Origin of the sequence: Streptococcus australis, from assembly GCF_901543175.1 — a bacterium.
GTDB classification, from domain to species: Bacteria; Bacillota; Bacilli; order Lactobacillales; family Streptococcaceae; genus Streptococcus; species Streptococcus australis_A.
The window spans coordinates 1,874,707-1,893,447 of the sequence record NZ_LR594040.1 but is presented as its reverse complement, the minus strand read 5'-3'; the positions used below and the strand labels follow the sequence as shown (position 1 = coordinate 1,893,447).

The following is an 18,741-nucleotide window of genomic DNA, read 5'->3' as shown; positions in this document are numbered from 1 at the left end:
CTTTTGTGATATAATAGTGCGCAAGAGGTTTAGAATGAAAAAAAATAATTTAACTCCGATTTCTGCGGTTCTACTAGGGATTGCAACTTTCGGAACCTTAACAATGCTGATTATTTTTTCACAAAATAATATTGTAACAATCAGTGCCTTGTTTTTATTTGTACTTCTTTATCTGCTTTTATTTATCTGGCAAAAAAAACAGTATGAAAAGAGCGAAATTGAACAAATCCAATATGTAAACCATCAAGCGGAAGATAGCTTAAACACGCTACTCGATCAAATGCCGGTTGGTGTTCTGAAATTAGATTTATCTACTGGCGAAGTCGAATGGTTTAATCCTTATGCTGAGCTGATTTTGACGACTGAAGAAGGCGAAATTGATGTTGAATTGATTCAAACCATCATCAAGGCTTCTGTGGGGGCCCCTGGTTCTTATGCTAACTTGGGCGAAACACGCTATGCCGTTCATATGGACAAGGCTTCAGGTGTCCTGTATTTCTTTGACGTTTCAGGGGAATACGAAGCAACTGTTGAATTGGTAACGAGTCGACCAGTGATTGGGGTCATCTCGGTAGACAACTACGATGATCTGGAGGATGCGACATCCGACTCGGATATCAGTCATATCAATAGTTTTGTGGCAAATTTTGTTTCAGAATTTGCTAGTAAATACGCCATGTTTTCTCGGCGTGTGGGGATGGATCGATTTTATCTATTTACTGATTACACAGTTCTTGAGGGCTTGATGAATGATAAGTTCTCTGTCATTGATGCCTTTCGTGAAGAGGCAAAACAGAGACAGTTGCCATTGACCTTGAGCATGGGCTTTTCTTATGGTGATGGAAATCATGATGAGATAGGGAAAGTTGCTTTAAGGAACTTGAATTTGGCTGAGGTTCGTGGTGGGGACCAGGTGGTCGTCAAGGAAAATGATGAAACCAAGAACCCTGTCTATTTTGGTGGTGGCTCTGCAGCCTCTGTTAAGAGAACAAGAACACGTACCAGAGCCATGATGACAGCCATTTCAGATAAAATTCGAAGTGTAGACCAAGTCTTTGTAGTCGGGCACAAGAATCTGGATATGGATGCCTTGGGGTCTGCGGTTGGCATGCAGTTGTTTGCTAACAATATCACTGAAAATAGCTATGCTGTTTATGATGCAGAACAAATGTCGCCAGACATTGAGCGCGCCGTCAAATTCTTGGGGAAAGAAGGAGTCACTAAACTCTTGCCTCTTACAGATGCGATGAAGTTAGTCACAAATCGTTCGTTGTTGATTTTGGTGGATCATTCGAAGACAGCTTTGACTTTATCGAAAGATTTTTACGAACTGTTCACTCAAACCATTGTCATTGACCATCATAGACGTGATCAGGACTTCCCTGATAATGCCGTTATAACGTATATTGAAAGTGGAGCAAGTAGTGCGAGCGAGTTGGTCACAGAATTGATTCAGTTCCAAAATTCTAAGAAGAATCGTTTAAGTCGGATGCAGGCCAGTGTTTTGATGGCTGGTATGATGCTGGATACCAAGAATTTTACATCTCGAGTAACGAGTCGAACTTTTGATGTGGCCAGCTATCTCCGAACACGAGGAAGTGACAGTATTGCGATCCAGGAGATTGCTGCGACAGATTTTGAAGAGTACCGCGAGGTAAATGAACTCATTTTACAAGGTCGTAAGTTGGGTTCAGATGTCTTAATTGCTCAGGCCAAGGACTCAACCACTTATGATACGGTTGTCATCAGTAAGGCTGCCGATGCTATGTTGGCCATGTCCGGTATTGAAGCCAGCTTCGTTCTAGCCAAAAATACGCAAGGATTTATCTCAATCTCAGCTCGAAGCCGCAGTAAAATCAATGTCCAACGCATTATGGAAGAGTTGGGCGGCGGTGGCCACTTTAATCTAGCTGCTGCGCAAATCGAGAATATGAGTCTGTCAGAAGTAGGAGAAAAATTGACTCAACTTGTCTTGGATGAACTAAAGGAAAAGGAGAAAGAAGAATGAAAGTAATCTTTTTAGCAGATGTCAAAGGAAAAGGGAAAAAAGGCGAAATCAAGGAAGTACCAACTGGCTATGCTCAAAACTTCCTGATTAAAAAGAATTTGGCCAAGGAAGCGACTGCTCAAGCAGTGGGTGAGTTGCGTGGAAAACAAAAATCTGAAGAAAAAGCTCATGCAGAGATGATTGCTGAAGCAAAGGCCATCAAGGCCAAGCTTGAAGCAGAAGAAACTGTTGTAGAGTTTGTTGAAAAGGTTGGACCAGATGGTCGTACCTTTGGCTCTATCACCAACAAGAAAATTGCGGAAGAATTGCAAAAGCAATTTGGTATCAAGATTGACAAACGTCACATTCAAGTAAAAGCACCAATTCGAGCAGTAGGTTTGATTGATGTTCCAGTGAAGATCTACCAAGATGTTACAAGTGTCATCAATCTTCGTGTAAAGGAAGGGTAAGTTTACAACTTCTTGACAAGATTGTAAAAGGAAGGAAAGTCGGATGGCAGAAGTAGAAGAACTACGAGTTCAACCTCAGGATATTTTGGCAGAACAATCTGTTCTGGGGGCTATTTTTATAGATGAGAGTAAGCTCGTTTTTGTACGGGAATACATTGATTCTCGAGACTTCTTTAAGTATGCTCATCGGTTGATTTTCCAAGCGATGGTGGACTTGTCAGATCGTGGTGAAGCAATTGATGCGACAACAGTTCGGACGATTTTGGATAGCCAAGGAGAACTGCAAAATATTGGTGGCTTGTCCTATCTTGTTGAAATTGTCAACTCTGTACCAACTTCAGCTAATGCAGAGTATTATGCTAAAATTGTAGCCGAAAAGTCTATGCTACGTCGCTTGATTTCTAAGTTGACAGAGTCTGTCAACCTAGCCTATGAAGCTTCTAAGCCTGCGGATGAAATCATCGCTCAAGCTGAAAAGGGACTCATTGATGTTAGCGAAAACGCCAATCGTAGTGGTTTCAAGAATATCCGAGATATTCTGAATATCAACTTTGGGAATCTAGAAGTTCGGTCACAACAAACAACTGATATTACAGGTATTGCGACAGGTTACCGTGATTTGGACCATATGACGACCGGATTGCATGAGGAGGAACTGATTATTATAGCAGCTCGTCCTGCGGTTGGTAAAACAGCCTTTGCTTTGAACATTGCTCAGAATATCGGAACCAAGTTGGACAAGACGGTAGCTATCTTTTCACTGGAAATGGGTGCAGAAAGCCTAGTAGACCGTATGTTGGCGGCAGAAGGCTTGGTGGAATCCCATTCTATCCGTACGGGTCAATTGACCGACGAGGAATGGCAAAAGTATACCATTGCTCAAGGAAATCTAGCCAACGCGAGTATCTATATCGATGATACTCCAGGAATTCGGATCACGGAAATTCGTTCGCGCTCACGTAAACTAGCTCAAGAAACAGGCAATCTAGGCTTGATTTTGATAGACTACCTACAGCTTATCACAGGGACTGGTCGTGAGAACCGGCAACAAGAAGTCTCTGAAATTTCTCGTCAGTTAAAAATCCTAGCTAAGGAGCTAAAGGTTCCAGTTATTGCTCTCAGTCAGTTATCTCGTGGTGTGGAACAGCGTCAGGATAAGAGACCAGTCTTGTCTGATATTCGTGAATCGGGTTCCATTGAGCAGGATGCGGATATCGTAGCCTTTCTATACCGTGACGACTACTATGATCGTGCGGGTGAAGAAGAGGAAGGAATTCCAAATAACAAGGTAGAGGTTATCATCGAGAAAAACCGTAGTGGAGCTCGTGGAACGGTGGAATTGATTTTCCAAAAAGAATACAATAAATTTTCAAGTATCTCAAAGAGGGAGGCATAAGATGTCAGATGCATTTACAGATGTAGCCAAGATGAAAAAAATCAAAGAAGAGATCAAGGCGCATGAGGGACAAGTCGTAGAAATGACTTTGGAGAATGGCCGTAAGCGCCAAAAAAATAGATTGGGTAAGCTAATTGAGGTTTATCCATCCCTATTTATCGTTGAATTTGGGGATGTCGAGGGCGACAAACAAGCCAATGTCTATGTTGAATCCTTCACCTACTCAGATATCTTAACAGAGAAGAATTTGATTCATTATCTAGACCAAGAATAAAACGAAGTGAGCTGAGCTCACTTTTTTCTTTTTCTCCCGAATAGTATAAACGAGGGTAACCTCGGAAATTTATATTATTAAGGAGAATGAATGACGTTTTTAAAATCAGGAGTTAAGAAGAGTGGATATATTCAGTTGGGTGTAGGGCTGGCTACTTTGTTCGTTACGAGTACTTTTTTGTTTGGTGGGGAATCGGTTCAGGCTGACAGTGTAGCGCGTGGAGATGATTATCCACTTCACTACAAAAATGGTAGTGTTGAAATCGATCAGTGGCGGATGTATTCTCGTCAGTGTACTTCTTTTGCGGCCTTTCGTTTGAGTAGTGTAAATGGCTTTGAAATTCCGCCTGCCTACGGTAATGCAAATGAATGGGGGCATCGGGCAAGGCGAGAAGGATATCGTGTTGATAGTAAGCCAGAAGTTGGATCTATTGCTTGGTCTACAGAAGGTTATTATGGGCATGTGGCTTGGGTGTCAAATGTATCAGGGGATACGATTGAGATTGAAGAGTATAACTATGGTGTTAGGGAGAAATACAATCGTCGAAGCGTAAAAGCTAGCTCCATGACAGGCTTTATCCATTTTAAGGACTTGGTAGGGAATGGTGGTAGAACTGGAAGTCCTATAGGATCAGAGTTGGCGTCTAGTGGGACTCATACGTTTACTCAAAAGTCTGCCATTCGAAACCAGCCGTCAAGTACAGCACAAGTTATTGACTACTACTATCCTGGTGAAAATGTTAGCTACGACCAAATCGTAGAAAAAGACGGTTATAAATGGCTCAGCTACCTATCCTATAGTGGAACGAGAAGATACGTCCAGCATACGGAAACAGAATCGCTGGAGAATGGTTGGAAGAAGCAAAACGGTATTTGGAATTACCGTGAGAACGGGAAACTCGCAACTGGTTGGAAGAAAATAAATGGCAGTTGGTATCACTTCAAAGAAAACGGGACTATGTCAACAGGTTGGGTAAAGGATAATTCGCATTGGTACTACCTAAAGGCATCGGGGGAGATGCAGACAGGTTGGCTCAAGGAAAACGGGACATGGTATTATTTGGAGAGTTCAGGGGCTATGAAGTCTAGTCAGTGGTTCCAAGTAGGAGGAAAGTATTACTACGTCAATGCTTCAGGGGCTTTAGCAGTGAATACCACTGTGGATGGCTATCGAGTAGATAGTAACGGAGCTAGAATCTAGAAAGAATATAAAAAAGAGGACTTCACGACCATTTGCCTATTCTTTCCGATGGTATTTTTCCACGCTTTCCTTTATAATGGGTGTATGGACAAGAAAAAATTATTATTAATTGATGGCTCTTCTGTTGCCTTTCGAGCTTTTTTTGCGCTCTATCAGCAGTTGGATCGTTTTAAAAATGCTAATGGCCTTCATACCAATGCAATCTACGGCTTTCAACTCATGTTGAATCACGTCTTGGAGCGTGTTGAGCCCAGTCATGTTTTGGTAGCTTTTGATGCAGGTAAGACGACTTTTCGAACAGAGATGTATGCAGACTACAAGGGTGGTCGTGCTAAAACTCCAGATGAGTTTCGTGAGCAATTTCCCTTCATTCGTGAGTTGCTAGATCATCTTGGGATTCGCCACTATGAGCTACCCCAGTATGAAGCCGATGATATCATCGGGACCCTAGGTCGCTTGGCTGAGAAGGATTCTTTTGATGTGACAATCGTCAGTGGAGACAAGGATTTGATCCAGTTGACGGATGAGCATACGGTGGTTGAGATTTCCAAGAAAGGTGTGGCTGAGTTTGAGGCCTTTACGCCAGACTATCTCATGGAAAAGATGGGTCTCACACCAGCTCAGTTCATTGATCTTAAGGCCCTTATGGGGGATAAGTCTGATAATATCCCTGGTGTCACGAAAATCGGTGAAAAGACGGGTATCAAGCTCTTACTAGAACACGGCTCACTAGAGGGGATTTATGAAAATATTGATGGGATGAAGGCTTCCAAGATGAAGGAAAATCTCATCAATGACAAGGAACAAGCCTTCCTGTCTAAAACCTTGGCGACTATTGAGACTCAGGCACCGATTGAGATTGGCCTGGAGGATTTGGTTTATAATGGACCAGATGTGGAAAATCTCGGGAAATTCTACGATGAGATGGGCTTCAAACAGCTCAAACAAGCTTTAAATGTGTCATCAACAGATGTGCCTGAAAGTTTGGATTTCACTATCGTTGACCAAGTCAGTCATGACATGCTTAGTGCTGACTCTATCTTCCACTTTGAGCTTTTTGGTGAGAATTACCATACAGATGACTTGGTTGGTTTTGCTTGGTCTTGTGGGGATAAACTTTACGCTACAGATAAACTTGAGCTCTTGCAGGAGCCGATTCTCAAGGAATTTCTAGAAAAAACGCCTCTGAAAGTGTATGACTTTAAGAAAGCTAAGGTTCTTTTAAATCGCTTGGGCTTGAATCTCCAGGCACCTGCTTTTGACAGCCGTTTGGCAAAATACTTACTCTCAACAGTCGAGAACAATGAAATTTCAACCATTGCGAATCTCTATGGACAGACTTATTTGGTCGATGATGAGACCTTCTACGGTAAGGGTGCCAAGAAAGCTATCCCTGAGAGAGAGAAATTCTTGGAGCACTTGGCTCGCAAGGTTGCTGTATTGGTTGAGACTGAGCCTGTTTTACTTGAAAAACTCGGTGAACATGGACAGTTAGATCTCCTCTATGACATGGAGCAACCTCTGGCTTTTGTCCTTGCCAAGATGGAAATCGCTGGAATTACAGTCAAAAAAGAAACTCTGTTTGAGATGCAGGCTGAAAATGAGGTCGTCATTGAGCAACTCACTCAAGAGATTTACGAACTAGCTGGTGAGGAGTTTAATATCAACTCTCCTAAGCAGTTGGGAGTACTGCTCTTTGAAAAGCTTGGTCTTCCTCTAGAATACACTAAGAAAACCAAGACAGGTTACTCGACAGCCGTGGATGTGCTAGAGCGTCTGGCTCCTATTGCGCCAATTGTTAAGAAAATTCTCGATTACCGTCAGATTGCGAAGATTCAATCTACCTATGTGATTGGTTTGCAGGACTGGATTTTGGCTGATGGCAAGATTCACACGCGCTATGTGCAGGATTTGACTCAGACTGGGCGTCTGTCTAGTGTGGATCCAAACTTACAAAATATCCCTGTTCGTTTGGAACAAGGTCGCCTCATTCGAAAGGCCTTTGTGCCTGAGTGGGAGGATAGCGTGCTACTCAGCTCGGACTATTCACAGATTGAATTGAGAGTCTTGGCTCATATTTCTAAAGACGAGCATCTGATTAAGGCTTTCCAAGAGGGAGCAGATATCCATACCTCGACGGCCATGCGGGTCTTTGGAATTGAACGTCCTGAGGATGTGACTCCAAACGATCGTCGTAATGCTAAGGCTGTGAACTTTGGAGTAGTTTACGGGATTTCAGACTTTGGTTTGTCTAATAATCTGGGCATCAGCCGTAAGGAAGCAAAAGCCTACATTGACACTTACTTTGAACGCTTCCCAGGTATTAAAAACTACATGGATGAGGTGGTGCGTGAAGCACGTGATAAGGGCTATGTAGAGACTCTCTTCAAGCGTCGTCGTGAGTTGCCAGATATCAATTCGCGAAATTTCAATATTCGTGGTTTTGCAGAGCGGACAGCGATCAACTCTCCTATTCAGGGTTCGGCAGCAGATATTCTTAAGATTGCGATGATTCAGCTAGATAAGGCTTTGGTAGAAGGCGGTTATCAGACCAAGATGCTCTTGCAAGTGCACGATGAAATCGTCCTTGAAGTTCCGAAATCAGAACTAGCAGCCGTCAAAGCTCTAGTGAAACAAACCATGGAAGAAGCCATCCAGCTCAGTGTACCACTCATTGCTGATGAGAATGAAGGAGCAACCTGGTACGAGGCTAAATAAGAAAGTTATGAAAGAGTTTGAAGCATTTGCCTTCAAGCTCTTTTTCATGGTTTTCTGTAAGCAGTTTCCTTGACTTATCCATTTATTTACGTTATCATATGTCCATATAATATACGGGAGTCTGTGTACAGTCTGAGAGGAAGTGTTAAACTTCGACCGCACCTGATCTGGGTAATGCCAGCGTAGGGAAGGATACTTAGTCGAATTCTGCACCTTTTCCGTATATATGGTAGAGGTTTTTCTTTTTGTCAAAAGGAAACCTGAGAAGAGGAGGTTTTTATGAAAGCAAGCATTGCCTTGCAAGTCTTGCCCCTATCACAGGGGATTGATCGAATTGCTATTATCGATCAGGTGATTGCTTATCTGCAAGCTCAATCTGTGACTATGGTGGTGACACCCTTTGAAACGGTCTTGGAAGGAGAGTTTGATGAGCTCATGCGCATTCTCAAAGAAGCGCTAGAAGTGGCAGGGCAGGAGGCAGATAATGTCTTTGCCAATGTCAAAATAAATGTAGGAGAGATTTTAAGTATTGATGAGAAACTTGAAAAGTATACTGAGACGACACATTAGTCTTTTGGGCTTTATAGGAGTCTTGTCGGTCTGGCAGTTAGCAGGAATATTCAAACTTTTACCCAAGTTTATCCTGCCGACCCCTCTTGAAATTCTCCAGGCCTTTGTTCGTGACAGAGAATTTCTTTGGTACCATAGCTGGGCGACCTTGAGAGTGGCTTTACTGGGTCTAGTCTTGGGAGTCTTGATTGCCTGTCTCATGGCTGTGCTTATGGACAGTTTGACTTGGCTCAATGACCTGATTTATCCTATGATGGTGGTTATCCAGACCATTCCAACCATTGCTATAGCCCCAATTTTGGTCTTGTGGCTGGGTTATGGGATTTTACCCAAGATTGTCTTGATTATTCTGACGACAACCTTCCCTATCATTGTTAGTATCTTGGACGGTTTTAGACATTGTGACAAGGATATGCTGACCTTGTTTAGTCTGATGCGAGCAGACCCTTGGCAAATCCTGTGGCATTTTAAAATCCCGGTTAGCCTGCCTTACTTTTATGCAGGTCTGAGGGTCAGTGTCTCCTACGCCTTTATCACAACCGTGGTATCTGAGTGGTTGGGAGGGTTTGAAGGTCTTGGTGTTTATATGATTCAGTCTAAAAAACTGTTTCAGTATGATACCATGTTTGCTATTATTATTCTGGTATCGATTATCAGCCTTTTGGGTATGAAATTGGTCGATGTTAGTGAAAAATATGTTATTAAATGGAAACGTCCCTAAGATAAGGATGTTTTAGAAAAAGAAAAGAGGAAATGAAAATGAAGAAAACATGGAAAGTGTTTTTAACGCTTGTAACAGCTTTTGTAGCTGTCGTGCTTGTGGCCTGTGGGCAAGGAACTGCTTCTAAGGACAACAAAGAAGCAGAACTTAAGAAAATTGACTTTATCCTAGACTGGACCCCAAATACCAACCACACAGGGCTTTATGTTGCCAAGGAAAAAGGTTATTTCAAAGAAGCTGGAGTGGATGTTGACTTGAAATTGCCACCAGAAGAAAGCTCATCTGACTTGGTAATCAATGGCAAGGCACCATTTGCAGTGTATTTCCAAGACTACATGGCTAAGAAATTGGAAAAAGGGGCAGGAATTACTGCTGTTGCCGCTATCGTAGAACACAATACATCAGGAATCATCTCTCGTAAATCTGACAATGTAAGCAGTCCAAAGGACTTGGTTGGGAAGAAATACGGAACTTGGAATGACCCGACTGAGCTTGCTATGTTGAAAACCTTAGTAGAATCTCAAGGTGGAGACTTTGAAAAGGTCGAAAAAGTACCAAACAACGACTCAAACTCAATCACACCGATTGCCAATGGCGTCTTTGACACTGCTTGGATATACTACGGTTGGGATGGTATTCTTGCCAAATCTCAAGGCGTAGACGCTAACTTCATGTACTTGAAAGACTATGTCAAGGAGTTTGACTACTACTCACCAGTCATCATCGCAAACAACGACTATCTCAAAGACAACAAAGAAGAAGCTCGCAAAGTCATCCAAGCCATCAAAAAAGGCTACCAATATGCCATGGAACATCCAGAAGAAGCTGCGGATATTCTTATCAAGAATGCACCTGAACTTAAGGAAAAACGTGACTTTGTCATCGAATCTCAAAAATACTTGTCAAAAGAATATGCAAGTGACAAGGAAAAATGGGGACAGTTTGACGCCACTCGCTGGAATGCCTTCTACAAATGGGATAAAGAAAATGGTATCCTCAAAGAAGACTTGACTGACAAAGGCTTCACTAACGAATTTGTAAAATAATGACAGAAATTAGACTAGAACACGTAAGCTATGCCTACGACGATGATAAGATTTTAGAGGATATTAACCTGCAGGTGACTTCGGGTGAAGTGGTTTCTATCCTAGGTCCTAGTGGTGTAGGCAAAACCACCCTCTTTAATCTAATCGCAGGGATTTTAGAGGTCCAGTCGGGAAGAATTGTCCTTGACGGCGAGGAAAATCCCAAAGGTCGCGTGAGTTATATGTTACAAAAGGATCTCCTCTTGGAGCATAAGACAGTCCTTGGCAATATTATCCTGCCCCTCTTGATTCAAAAGGTTGATAAGGCAGAAGCCATTGCCCGAGCGGATGAAATTCTTGCGACCTTCCAGTTGACAGCTGTAAGGGACAAGTATCCTCACGAACTCAGTGGAGGGATGCGTCAGCGTGTGGCCTTACTCCGCACCTACCTTTTCGGGCACAAACTCTTTCTCTTAGACGAGGCCTTTAGTGCCTTGGATGAGATGACCAAGATGGAACTTCACGCTTGGTATCTGGAGATTCACAAGCAACTAGAGCTGACGACACTCATCATCACACACAGTATCGAGGAGGCCCTCAACCTCAGTGACCGCATCTATATTCTAAAAAATCGGCCTGGACAGATTGTTTCTGAAGTTAAACTAGATTGGTCCCAGAGCGAAGACAAGGAAGTCCAAAAAATTGCCTATAAGCGTCAAATCTTGGCGGAATTGGGATTAAATACTTAGAAAAATAGGGAGTTGGTGAAGATTATTCTTTACTTGCTCCCTTTTCCTTTAAAAAAATCAAAAATTTCGGTATAATAGTCAAAGATAGTCAAGGTTCAAAGAAGGAGTTTGATTTACTATGAGATTTAAAAATACATCAGATCATATCGAAGCCTATATCAAGGCAATTTTAGACCAATCTGGTATCGTGGAATTGCAGCGGAGCCAGTTGGCAGATACCTTTCAGGTTGTGCCGAGTCAGATCAACTATGTAATCAAGACACGTTTTACTGAAAGCAGAGGTTACTTGGTTGAGAGCAAGCGGGGTGGCGGAGGCTACATTCGCATAGGCCGGATTGAGTTTTCCAATCATCATGAGATGCTCCGCGATTTGCTTTACTCGATTGGTGAGCGAGTTAGTCAGGAGATTTATGAAGATATTCTCCAGCTTTTGGTTGAGCAGGACTTGATGACCAAGCAGGAGATGACCTTGCTGACTTCAGTAGCAACGGATCGTGTCCTAGGGGAAGAATCCTCAGTTGTCCGTGCCAATATGCTCCGACAGCTATTACAAGAGGTAGATAGAAAAGAGAAGTAAGATGAACTATTCAAAAGCATTGAATGAATGTATCGAAAGTGCCTACATGGTTGCAAGCCATTTTGGAGCTCGATATCTAGAGTCTTGGCATTTATTGATTGCCATGTCCAATCACAGTTACAGTGTGGCAGGTGCGACTCTAAATGATTACCCATACGAGATGGACCGTTTAGAAGAGGTTGCTTTAGAACTGACTGAAACGGACTATAGCCAAGACGAAACCTTTACGGAATTGCCCTTTTCCCATCGTTTGGAGGTTCTCTTTGCAGAAGCAGAGTATGTGGCCTCAGTGGTCCACGCAAAGGTGCTAGGGACAGAGCATGTCCTCTATGCGATTTTGCATGACGGCAATGCCTTGGCAACTCGCATCTTGGAGAGAGCAGGCTTTTCTTATGAAGACCAGAAAGATCAGGTCAGAATTGCTGCTCTTCGTCGCAATTTAGAGGAACGTGCTGGTTGGACTCGTGAAGACCTCAAGGCTTTGCGTCAACGTCATCGCACGGTTTCTGATAAGCAAAATTCCATGGCCAATATGATGGGCATGCCACAGAATCCAAGTGGTGGTCTAGAGGACTACACGCATGACCTGACGGAGCAAGCGCGCTCTGGCAAGTTAGAGCCAGTTATCGGTCGTGACAAGGAAATCTCACGTATGATTCAGATTTTGAGTCGAAAGACCAAAAACAATCCGGTCTTGGTTGGAGATGCTGGTGTCGGGAAAACAGCTCTGGCCCTTGGCCTTGCCCAGCGTATTGCTAGTGGGGATGTACCTACGGAAATGGCAAAGATGCGTGTTCTAGAACTTGATTTGATGAATGTCGTTGCGGGAACACGATTTCGTGGTGACTTTGAAGAGCGCATGAACAATATCATCAAGGATATTGAGGAAGATGGCAAAGTAATCCTCTTTATCGATGAACTCCACACCATCATGGGTTCTGGTAGCGGTATTGACTCGACTCTGGATGCAGCCAATATCTTGAAGCCAGCCTTGGCTCGTGGAACTTTGAGAACTGTTGGTGCAACCACTCAGGAAGAATACCAAAAGCACATCGAAAAAGATGCGGCCCTTTCTCGTCGTTTTGCCAAAGTGACGATTGAAGAGCCAAGCGTGACCGACAGTATGATTATTTTACAGGGTTTGAAGGCGACTTATGAGAAACATCACCGTGTGCAAATCACAGATGAAGCGGTTGAAACAGCTGTCAAGATGGCTCATCGTTACTTGACTAGTCGTCACTTGCCAGACTCTGCTATCGATCTCTTGGACGAAGCAGCGGCAACAGTGCAAAATAAGGCAAAGCATGTGAAAGCAGACGAATCCGACTTGAGTCCAGCTGACAAGGCCTTGATGGATGGTAAGTGGAAACAAGCAGGTCAGCTAATCGCAAAAGAACAAGAATTGCCTGTCTATAAAGACTTGGTGACAGAATCTGATATTTTGACCACCTTGAGCCGCTTGTCAGGTATCCCAGTCCAAAAACTGACGCAAACAGATGCTAAGAAATATCTGAACTTGGAAGCAGAACTCCACAAACGTGTCATCGGTCAAGATCAAGCTGTTTCAAGTATTAGCCGTGCGATTCGTCGTAACCAGTCAGGTATTCGCAGTCACAAACGTCCGATTGGTTCCTTTATGTTCCTGGGACCAACGGGTGTCGGTAAGACCGAATTGGCCAAGGCTTTGGCAGAAGTTCTCTTTGATGACGAATCAGCCCTTATCCGCTTTGATATGAGTGAGTATATGGAGAAATTTGCAGCCAGCCGTCTCAACGGAGCGCCTCCGGGTTATGTGGGCTACGAAGAAGGTGGGGAGTTGACTGAGAAGGTTCGCAACAAACCATACTCCGTTCTTCTCTTTGATGAGGTCGAGAAGGCCCACCCAGACATCTTTAATGTCCTCTTGCAAGTCTTGGACGACGGTGTCTTGACAGATAGCAAGGGGCGCAAGGTTGACTTTTCAAATACTATTATCATCATGACATCAAACCTTGGTGCGACGGCTCTTCGCGATGATAAGACAGTTGGTTTTGGGGCCAAGGACATTCGTTTTGACCAGGAAAATATGGAAAAACGAATCTTCGAAGAGTTGAAAAAAGCTTATCGACCAGAGTTTATCAACCGTATTGATGAAAAGGTGGTCTTCCACAGTTTGGATAGCGACCACATGCAGGAAATTGTCAAGATCATGGTTAAACCATTAATTTCTAGCTTAGCAGAGAAAGGCATCGACTTGAAACTGCAGACTTCGGCACTGAAGTTGCTAGCTAGTCACGGTTACAATCCAGAAATGGGAGCCCGCCCACTTCGCAGAACACTGCAAACAGAGGTGGAAGACAAGTTAGCAGAACTCCTTCTCAAGGGAGAACTGGTAGCAGGTAAGACTCTCAAGATTGGTGTCAAAGCTGGTCAATTAAAATTTGATATTTCTTAAAAATGGAGAGTCAGGAGCAATCCTGATTCTTTTTTTGGAACCTTTTTATAAAAAATAATAAAAACTATTGACAACACAAAAATATAGTATATAATAAAAACATAGAAAAACAAAAATATAGAAAATTATAAAAAAGAAAGCGTGTATGAAAAAGAAAATAGCAGTAGTATTTGGGACCTTTGCCCCTCTCCATCAGGGGCATATCGATTTAATCCAGCGAGCAAAGCGTCAGTGTGATCAGGTCTGGGTAGTCGTTTCAGGCTACGAGGGAGACCGAGGTGAGCAGGTAGGTTTAAGTCTTCAAAAACGATTTCGCTATATCCGAGAGGCTTTTCGTGATGACGATTTGACCTCTGTCTGCAAGCTGGATGAGACCAACCTTCCCCGTTACCCTATGGGCTGGCAGGAGTGGTTGGACCAGATGTTAGCGGAGATTTCCTATGATGAAAACCAGCAAGAACTAATCTTCTTTGTAGGAGAAGCAGGCTATCAGCAAGAATTAGCTAAACGTGGCTTTGAGACTGTCTTGCAAGAAAGAAAGTTTGGTATCTCAGCGACTATGATTCGAGAAAATCCAAGCAAATATTGGAAATACATCGCTCAACCCTTCCGTCGTCAGTTTACAAAGAAAGTGTTGATTATGGGAAGTGCCAGCAATGGGAAGACCACTTTAGCAAAGGATTTGGCAAGGTATTACGATGTGCCCGTTAGTCTGGAATACGCGCGTGAGTACCAGATCAAAAACAATGTCCGCGACGATGAATTGACTCCAAAGGATTACTATTATCTCCTGTTGGGACAGTATGACCAGACCTCAAAATTAATTGATAGCAATGCCAATCGAGGCCTAGTGATAGCTGATACCAACTCCTTGGTAACCAAGGGTTATTATGACTACTACATGGAGGCTGAGGATCAAGAGGACTTATCAGGAGAAACCTTTGACAATCTCTTTGTTTCGATCTTGGCTAAGGAAAAATGGGACTTGATTCTCTTTGTGCAACCTGTAGGCTCCTATGTCAATGACGGGTTTAGAGATATGACCATGGCAGAAGACCATATTCGTCACAGTTTTTCCCAGCATTTGGACCAGATGAGAGAGCGATATTTAACCACCATTCCACTAGTTTATCTTGCTGAGGATTACCTAGGAAATTATGAAGCAGCCAAAGTGGCTATTGATGCCATTTACCAAGCAGATTAGGAGAAAATGATGAAAACAGTAACTAAAAAAATCACACAATTTATCGAAAACTTTAAAAATGTCCATGCAGAAGCCCGTAAGATCGGTTTTGCAGGAACCATGCGTTTGCTCTGGAAAGATCTCTTTGTCGGTCGTAGCCTTTTGCAGTGGTTGTATCTCATCGCCTTGTCAAGTGTTCCTTTGATCTTAGAGTTTACACAAAATACAGAAAGCCATGACTTGCTGAGCTTGTTTGCATCTTGGACTGGGATTGTCTGTGTCATCTTGGTAGCAGAAGGGCGTGCAAGCAATTATCTCTTTGGGGCTATTAACTCAGCTATCTATTTGATTTTGGCCATGAATGCGACTTTTTACGGAGAAGTTTTGACGACTGTTTACTTCTTTGTCATGCAGCCGATTGGTCTCTATGCTTGGCTGTCCAATCGTATCAATGACCAAGGAAAACCAGAAGAATTCCACTTTGAAGCTAAGAAATTATCTGTACTTGATTGGCTCAAGTACTTGACTTTGACTGCTATCATTTGGATTGGTATGGGCTTGGCTTACCAAAGTATCCATAGTGCTCGCCCTTTCCGTGATAGTGTTACCGATGCGACCAATGGTGTTGGTCAGCTCTTGATGACGCGTCTTTACCGTGAGCAATGGATTTTCTGGATTGCAACAAATCTCTTTAGTATCTACCTCTGGTGGGGTGAAAATATCCATATCCAAGGGATGTACTGGGTTTACACACTCAATAGTCTAGTGGGATGGTACCAATGGACCAAAGCAGTTCGAAAGGAGGCTTAAAATGGTAGACACGAAGATTCCAGCAGGGATGACGGAAAAAGAATATTATGAAATTCATGCAAGTCAGGAGGAGTTTTTAGACTGGTACTACAAGCAGGAACTCCCTCAATATGAAAAACCAAGTGTGACGGTGGATATGGTGGCCTACTGCTTTGTCGAAGGAAAAATCAAGCTCTTGTTAATCCGTCGCAAGGCTCACCCTTATCAAAACTGTTTGGCTCTGGTTGGAGGCTTTATGGATAAGGGAGAAGATGCTGCACATGCCTGTCAGCGCGAAGTGAGAGAAGAAGTCAATCTCGATCTACCTTTGGAAAAAATCGAGCAATTGATGACCGTATCGACCCCTGGGCGTGATCCACGGGGCTGGACAGTGACCATTGCTCACTTAGTGTACCTGCCTAGTCGTGCCTTAGACCTCGTTCAGGCGGGTGACGATGCCAAGGATGTCGTTTTTGTAGATGTCGACTTTCAGACAGGCAAATGTTTCCTAGAGGGAGTGGAGCTGGACGAGCAAGCCTTCGCCTTTGACCATTATGCCATTATCCAAGAATCTATCAAACGAATCCAAGGGCGACTTGACTGGAATCCTACCTTCCTTTATCTGCTGGAGGAGGAGTTCACCGTCTATGAAGGGACTGAACTGGTCAATCTCATCAACCCCGGTCGCCCAATTGTCAGCAATAACTTTCTCGTAAAATACGGCGAATATGTAGAAGAAGTCGGACTCAAACGAGTTCCTAAAAAGAAACCAAGAAAAACCTATCGATTGAAATAAAAAGCGAGGTCGGGACAAAGTTCCCGACCTCTTTATTTTCCAATTATTAGATGTTTTTATCTTATTTCAATAGTACTGTAGCCCTTTATCCAAGACGATGCAAGCGATTACGCAAGGATGATGTAAAAAATAGGACTTAATCTAAGAAATTTTCTATTTTTTCGTTTCGATTACGAATAGAGATAGTAGAGAGAAATTTTTTAAAATAGTTTCTCTAAATAGTTGACAGATTCAAGGTCTAATGTTACAATTATGTTACAAAAAGATTTCTTAACATTTCAAAAATGTTACAAAGGAGTAGAAAAATGAAAAAGAAAACCTATATTAAATTGATGGCAGCGACTGTATTGGCTTCTACCTTGCTACTGGGAGCTTGTGGAAATAAAAACGAAACCACTCAAACCAGCAGCTCTGCAAAGACAAGCCAATCATCAAGTTCCAAAGCAGCTTCTTCTAACAAAGAAAGCAAGACTCAAAAATCTTCAAGCTCAGCTTCATCTGAAAAATCTCAAGCATCTTCAGGTCAGTCTTCTACAACGCCAGATCAGTCACAAGCGAAACCAGCACCTGAATCAAGACAAGAACAAGCAACTCCTAGTCAACCAGCCCCTTCTCAGGCTCCATCAACTCAGCAAGGTTCTCAAGCCCAGTCTAACCAGTCAAACTATGATCCAACAACTGACCGCAAACTTCAAGACAAGCAAGCAGAACACAACAAACGCTACAAGGGAGTTTTAACCATGGTGGATGGTGACTTCTCAGCTGCAGCAGGCAACTGGAAGGGAGCGAATGGCGAAACCATTACGGTTTCATCAGGGGGCCAATTTATAGTAGAAACTGCAGATGGAAAGAAAGAAAACTATTCTATCAGAGGCTACTCTTACACTCTTGATGATGGCAAGTATAATGCCAAAATCGGTGGAGGAAAAATCATCCAAATTACAGCAGGTGCGGATGGTAAAGTTTCAAGCGTTGCCTTGATTCAATAATAAAATTTGGTGTTTTAACTCTTACTAGAAATCGTTCTGTAAAAGAGTGAGTCAACTGTTTTTCACTTAGTTTCTCCAAGAGAAAGTGGTATAATAAAAAAATCAAAGGAAAACGAGTGATAATACATGGCGGATAAATTAATCTTACCTCAAAACACACGATTGATGGGAGTATTTCTTGGATTTGTAGGTGGTTCTTTGGATGTGTTTTGCCATATTCAATACCATAGTTTGGTAGCGACACAGACAGGGAATATTCTCCTATTGATATCTGATTGGCACGACTCAAATGTTATCAATACGATGCTACGATTCTGCTCCATTATTTTCTTTTCTCTAGGATTTCTGTTTGCATTGCACATGAAAGAATACCGCAAAACGGCCTACTGGCGGGTTAAGATGCTGCTCCCTTTATTTATTGGAACTCTTATTCTACCTTTCTTTTCACGATTTCCCCTATTAGAAGTTCCTTTCATCGCTTTTGGAACAGGAATGATGATGCTAACATTTACGGGCAGTTTGATTGAAGATCATCCCTATGTCATTTTTATGACGTCTGGAAATTACCGAAAGATGCTGACCGCTTTGTATCGCATTGCTAGAAGAGAAGGAAATATCCAAGAATACCGTCGTCAGGCCTTAAATTATGGGATTGTTGTGGGAAGTTTCGTAGTGGGCGCAATCAGCTTGGCTGTATTGATGCATTTTCTTCATGAATGGTCTATATGGATTGTCAGCCTTAATTTGTTTTTGATTATGTCCTATTATATAGCTAGAGTGAAGCAATTAGATTTACAAGATGAAAATATATAAAAACGGCAAGACTCATTTTTGAGCTTTGCCGTTTTTGTGAGTTGTAGATG

At 42.7% G+C, this 18,741-nt stretch carries 17 protein-coding genes and 1 riboswitch; all 17 genes read left to right on the top strand.

The features are described from left to right. Positions 1-34 precede the first annotated feature (34 nt). The 17 genes from FGK98_RS09695 (at position 35) to FGK98_RS09615 (ending at position 18,691) form a co-directional block, all read left to right on the top strand. Positions 35-2,008 carry a DHH family phosphoesterase gene (locus tag FGK98_RS09695; RefSeq protein ID WP_138100984.1) on the top strand — a complete coding sequence of 658 codons (1,974 nt, stop codon included), beginning with the start codon at positions 35-37 and terminating at the stop codon, positions 2,006-2,008. Then, complete coding sequence (gene rplI, locus FGK98_RS09690) at positions 2,005-2,457, top strand: 50S ribosomal protein L9 (protein ID WP_000864209.1); 453 nt, start codon at positions 2,005-2,007, stop codon at positions 2,455-2,457. Before FGK98_RS09695 ends, rplI begins: the two co-directional genes overlap by 4 nt. 43 nt (positions 2,458-2,500) lie before the next feature. Then, positions 2,501-3,853, top strand: a complete 1,353-nt coding sequence (dnaB, locus tag FGK98_RS09685; RefSeq protein ID WP_138100983.1) for a replicative DNA helicase — start codon at positions 2,501-2,503, stop codon at positions 3,851-3,853. Between the two features lies 1 nt (position 3,854). Further along, the gene (locus tag FGK98_RS09680; RefSeq protein WP_001278164.1) at positions 3,855-4,127 is read left to right on the top strand and encodes a Veg family protein; all 273 of its coding nucleotides are present in this window, start codon (positions 3,855-3,857) and stop codon (positions 4,125-4,127) included. Positions 4,128-4,217: 90 nt separating this feature from the next. Beyond that, on the top strand, positions 4,218-5,327 hold the full coding sequence (locus FGK98_RS09675) for an SH3 domain-containing protein (RefSeq protein ID WP_138100982.1): 1,110 nt from the start codon (positions 4,218-4,220) through the stop codon (positions 5,325-5,327). A gap of 84 nt (positions 5,328-5,411) precedes the next feature. Continuing rightward, on the top strand, positions 5,412-8,045 hold the full coding sequence (polA, locus tag FGK98_RS09670; RefSeq protein ID WP_138100981.1) for a DNA polymerase I: 2,634 nt from the start codon (positions 5,412-5,414) through the stop codon (positions 8,043-8,045). A gap of 103 nt (positions 8,046-8,148) precedes the next feature. Beyond that, a riboswitch (TPP riboswitch) is annotated at positions 8,149-8,251 on the top strand. Positions 8,252-8,324: 73 nt separating this feature from the next. Next, positions 8,325-8,615: a thiamine-binding protein gene (locus FGK98_RS09665; protein ID WP_000647675.1), complete on the top strand. Its 291-nt coding sequence runs from the start codon at positions 8,325-8,327 to the stop codon at positions 8,613-8,615. After that, the gene (locus FGK98_RS09660) at positions 8,578-9,336 is read left to right on the top strand and encodes an ABC transporter permease (protein ID WP_171011141.1); all 759 of its coding nucleotides are present in this window, start codon (positions 8,578-8,580) and stop codon (positions 9,334-9,336) included. The genes FGK98_RS09665 and FGK98_RS09660 overlap by 38 nt, the downstream gene beginning before the upstream one ends. Positions 9,337-9,374: 38 nt before the next feature. Further along, entirely contained in the window at positions 9,375-10,382 is a 1,008-nt protein-coding gene (locus tag FGK98_RS09655; RefSeq protein WP_138100979.1) for an ABC transporter substrate-binding protein, read from the top strand. Continuing rightward, positions 10,382-11,110, top strand: a complete 729-nt coding sequence (locus FGK98_RS09650) for an ABC transporter ATP-binding protein (protein ID WP_138100978.1) — start codon at positions 10,382-10,384, stop codon at positions 11,108-11,110. The genes FGK98_RS09655 and FGK98_RS09650 overlap by 1 nt, the downstream gene beginning before the upstream one ends. A gap of 118 nt (positions 11,111-11,228) precedes the next feature. Then, positions 11,229-11,687, top strand: a complete 459-nt coding sequence (locus FGK98_RS09645) for a CtsR family transcriptional regulator (protein ID WP_001211258.1) — start codon at positions 11,229-11,231, stop codon at positions 11,685-11,687. A 1-nt stretch (position 11,688) separates the two neighbouring features. Further along, complete coding sequence (locus tag FGK98_RS09640; protein ID WP_138100977.1) at positions 11,689-14,121, top strand: ATP-dependent Clp protease ATP-binding subunit; 2,433 nt, start codon at positions 11,689-11,691, stop codon at positions 14,119-14,121. A gap of 145 nt (positions 14,122-14,266) precedes the next feature. Further along, a complete protein-coding gene (locus FGK98_RS09635; protein ID WP_138100976.1) occupies positions 14,267-15,325 on the top strand; it encodes an AAA family ATPase in 1,059 nt (352 codons plus the stop codon). 9 nt (positions 15,326-15,334) lie between these two features. Further along, a complete protein-coding gene (pnuC, locus tag FGK98_RS09630; protein ID WP_138100975.1) occupies positions 15,335-16,114 on the top strand; it encodes a nicotinamide riboside transporter PnuC in 780 nt (259 codons plus the stop codon). A 1-nt stretch (position 16,115) separates the two neighbouring features. Continuing rightward, entirely contained in the window at positions 16,116-16,889 is a 774-nt protein-coding gene (locus tag FGK98_RS09625; protein ID WP_138100974.1) for an NUDIX domain-containing protein, read from the top strand. A 305-nt stretch (positions 16,890-17,194) separates the two neighbouring features. After that, positions 17,195-17,878 carry a hypothetical protein gene (locus FGK98_RS09620; protein WP_138100973.1) on the top strand — a complete coding sequence of 228 codons (684 nt, stop codon included), beginning with the start codon at positions 17,195-17,197 and terminating at the stop codon, positions 17,876-17,878. A 126-nt stretch (positions 17,879-18,004) separates the two neighbouring features. Further along, positions 18,005-18,691 carry a YoaK family protein gene (locus FGK98_RS09615; protein ID WP_000764009.1) on the top strand — a complete coding sequence of 229 codons (687 nt, stop codon included), beginning with the start codon at positions 18,005-18,007 and terminating at the stop codon, positions 18,689-18,691. The last annotated feature ends 50 nt before the right edge of the window (positions 18,692-18,741 follow it).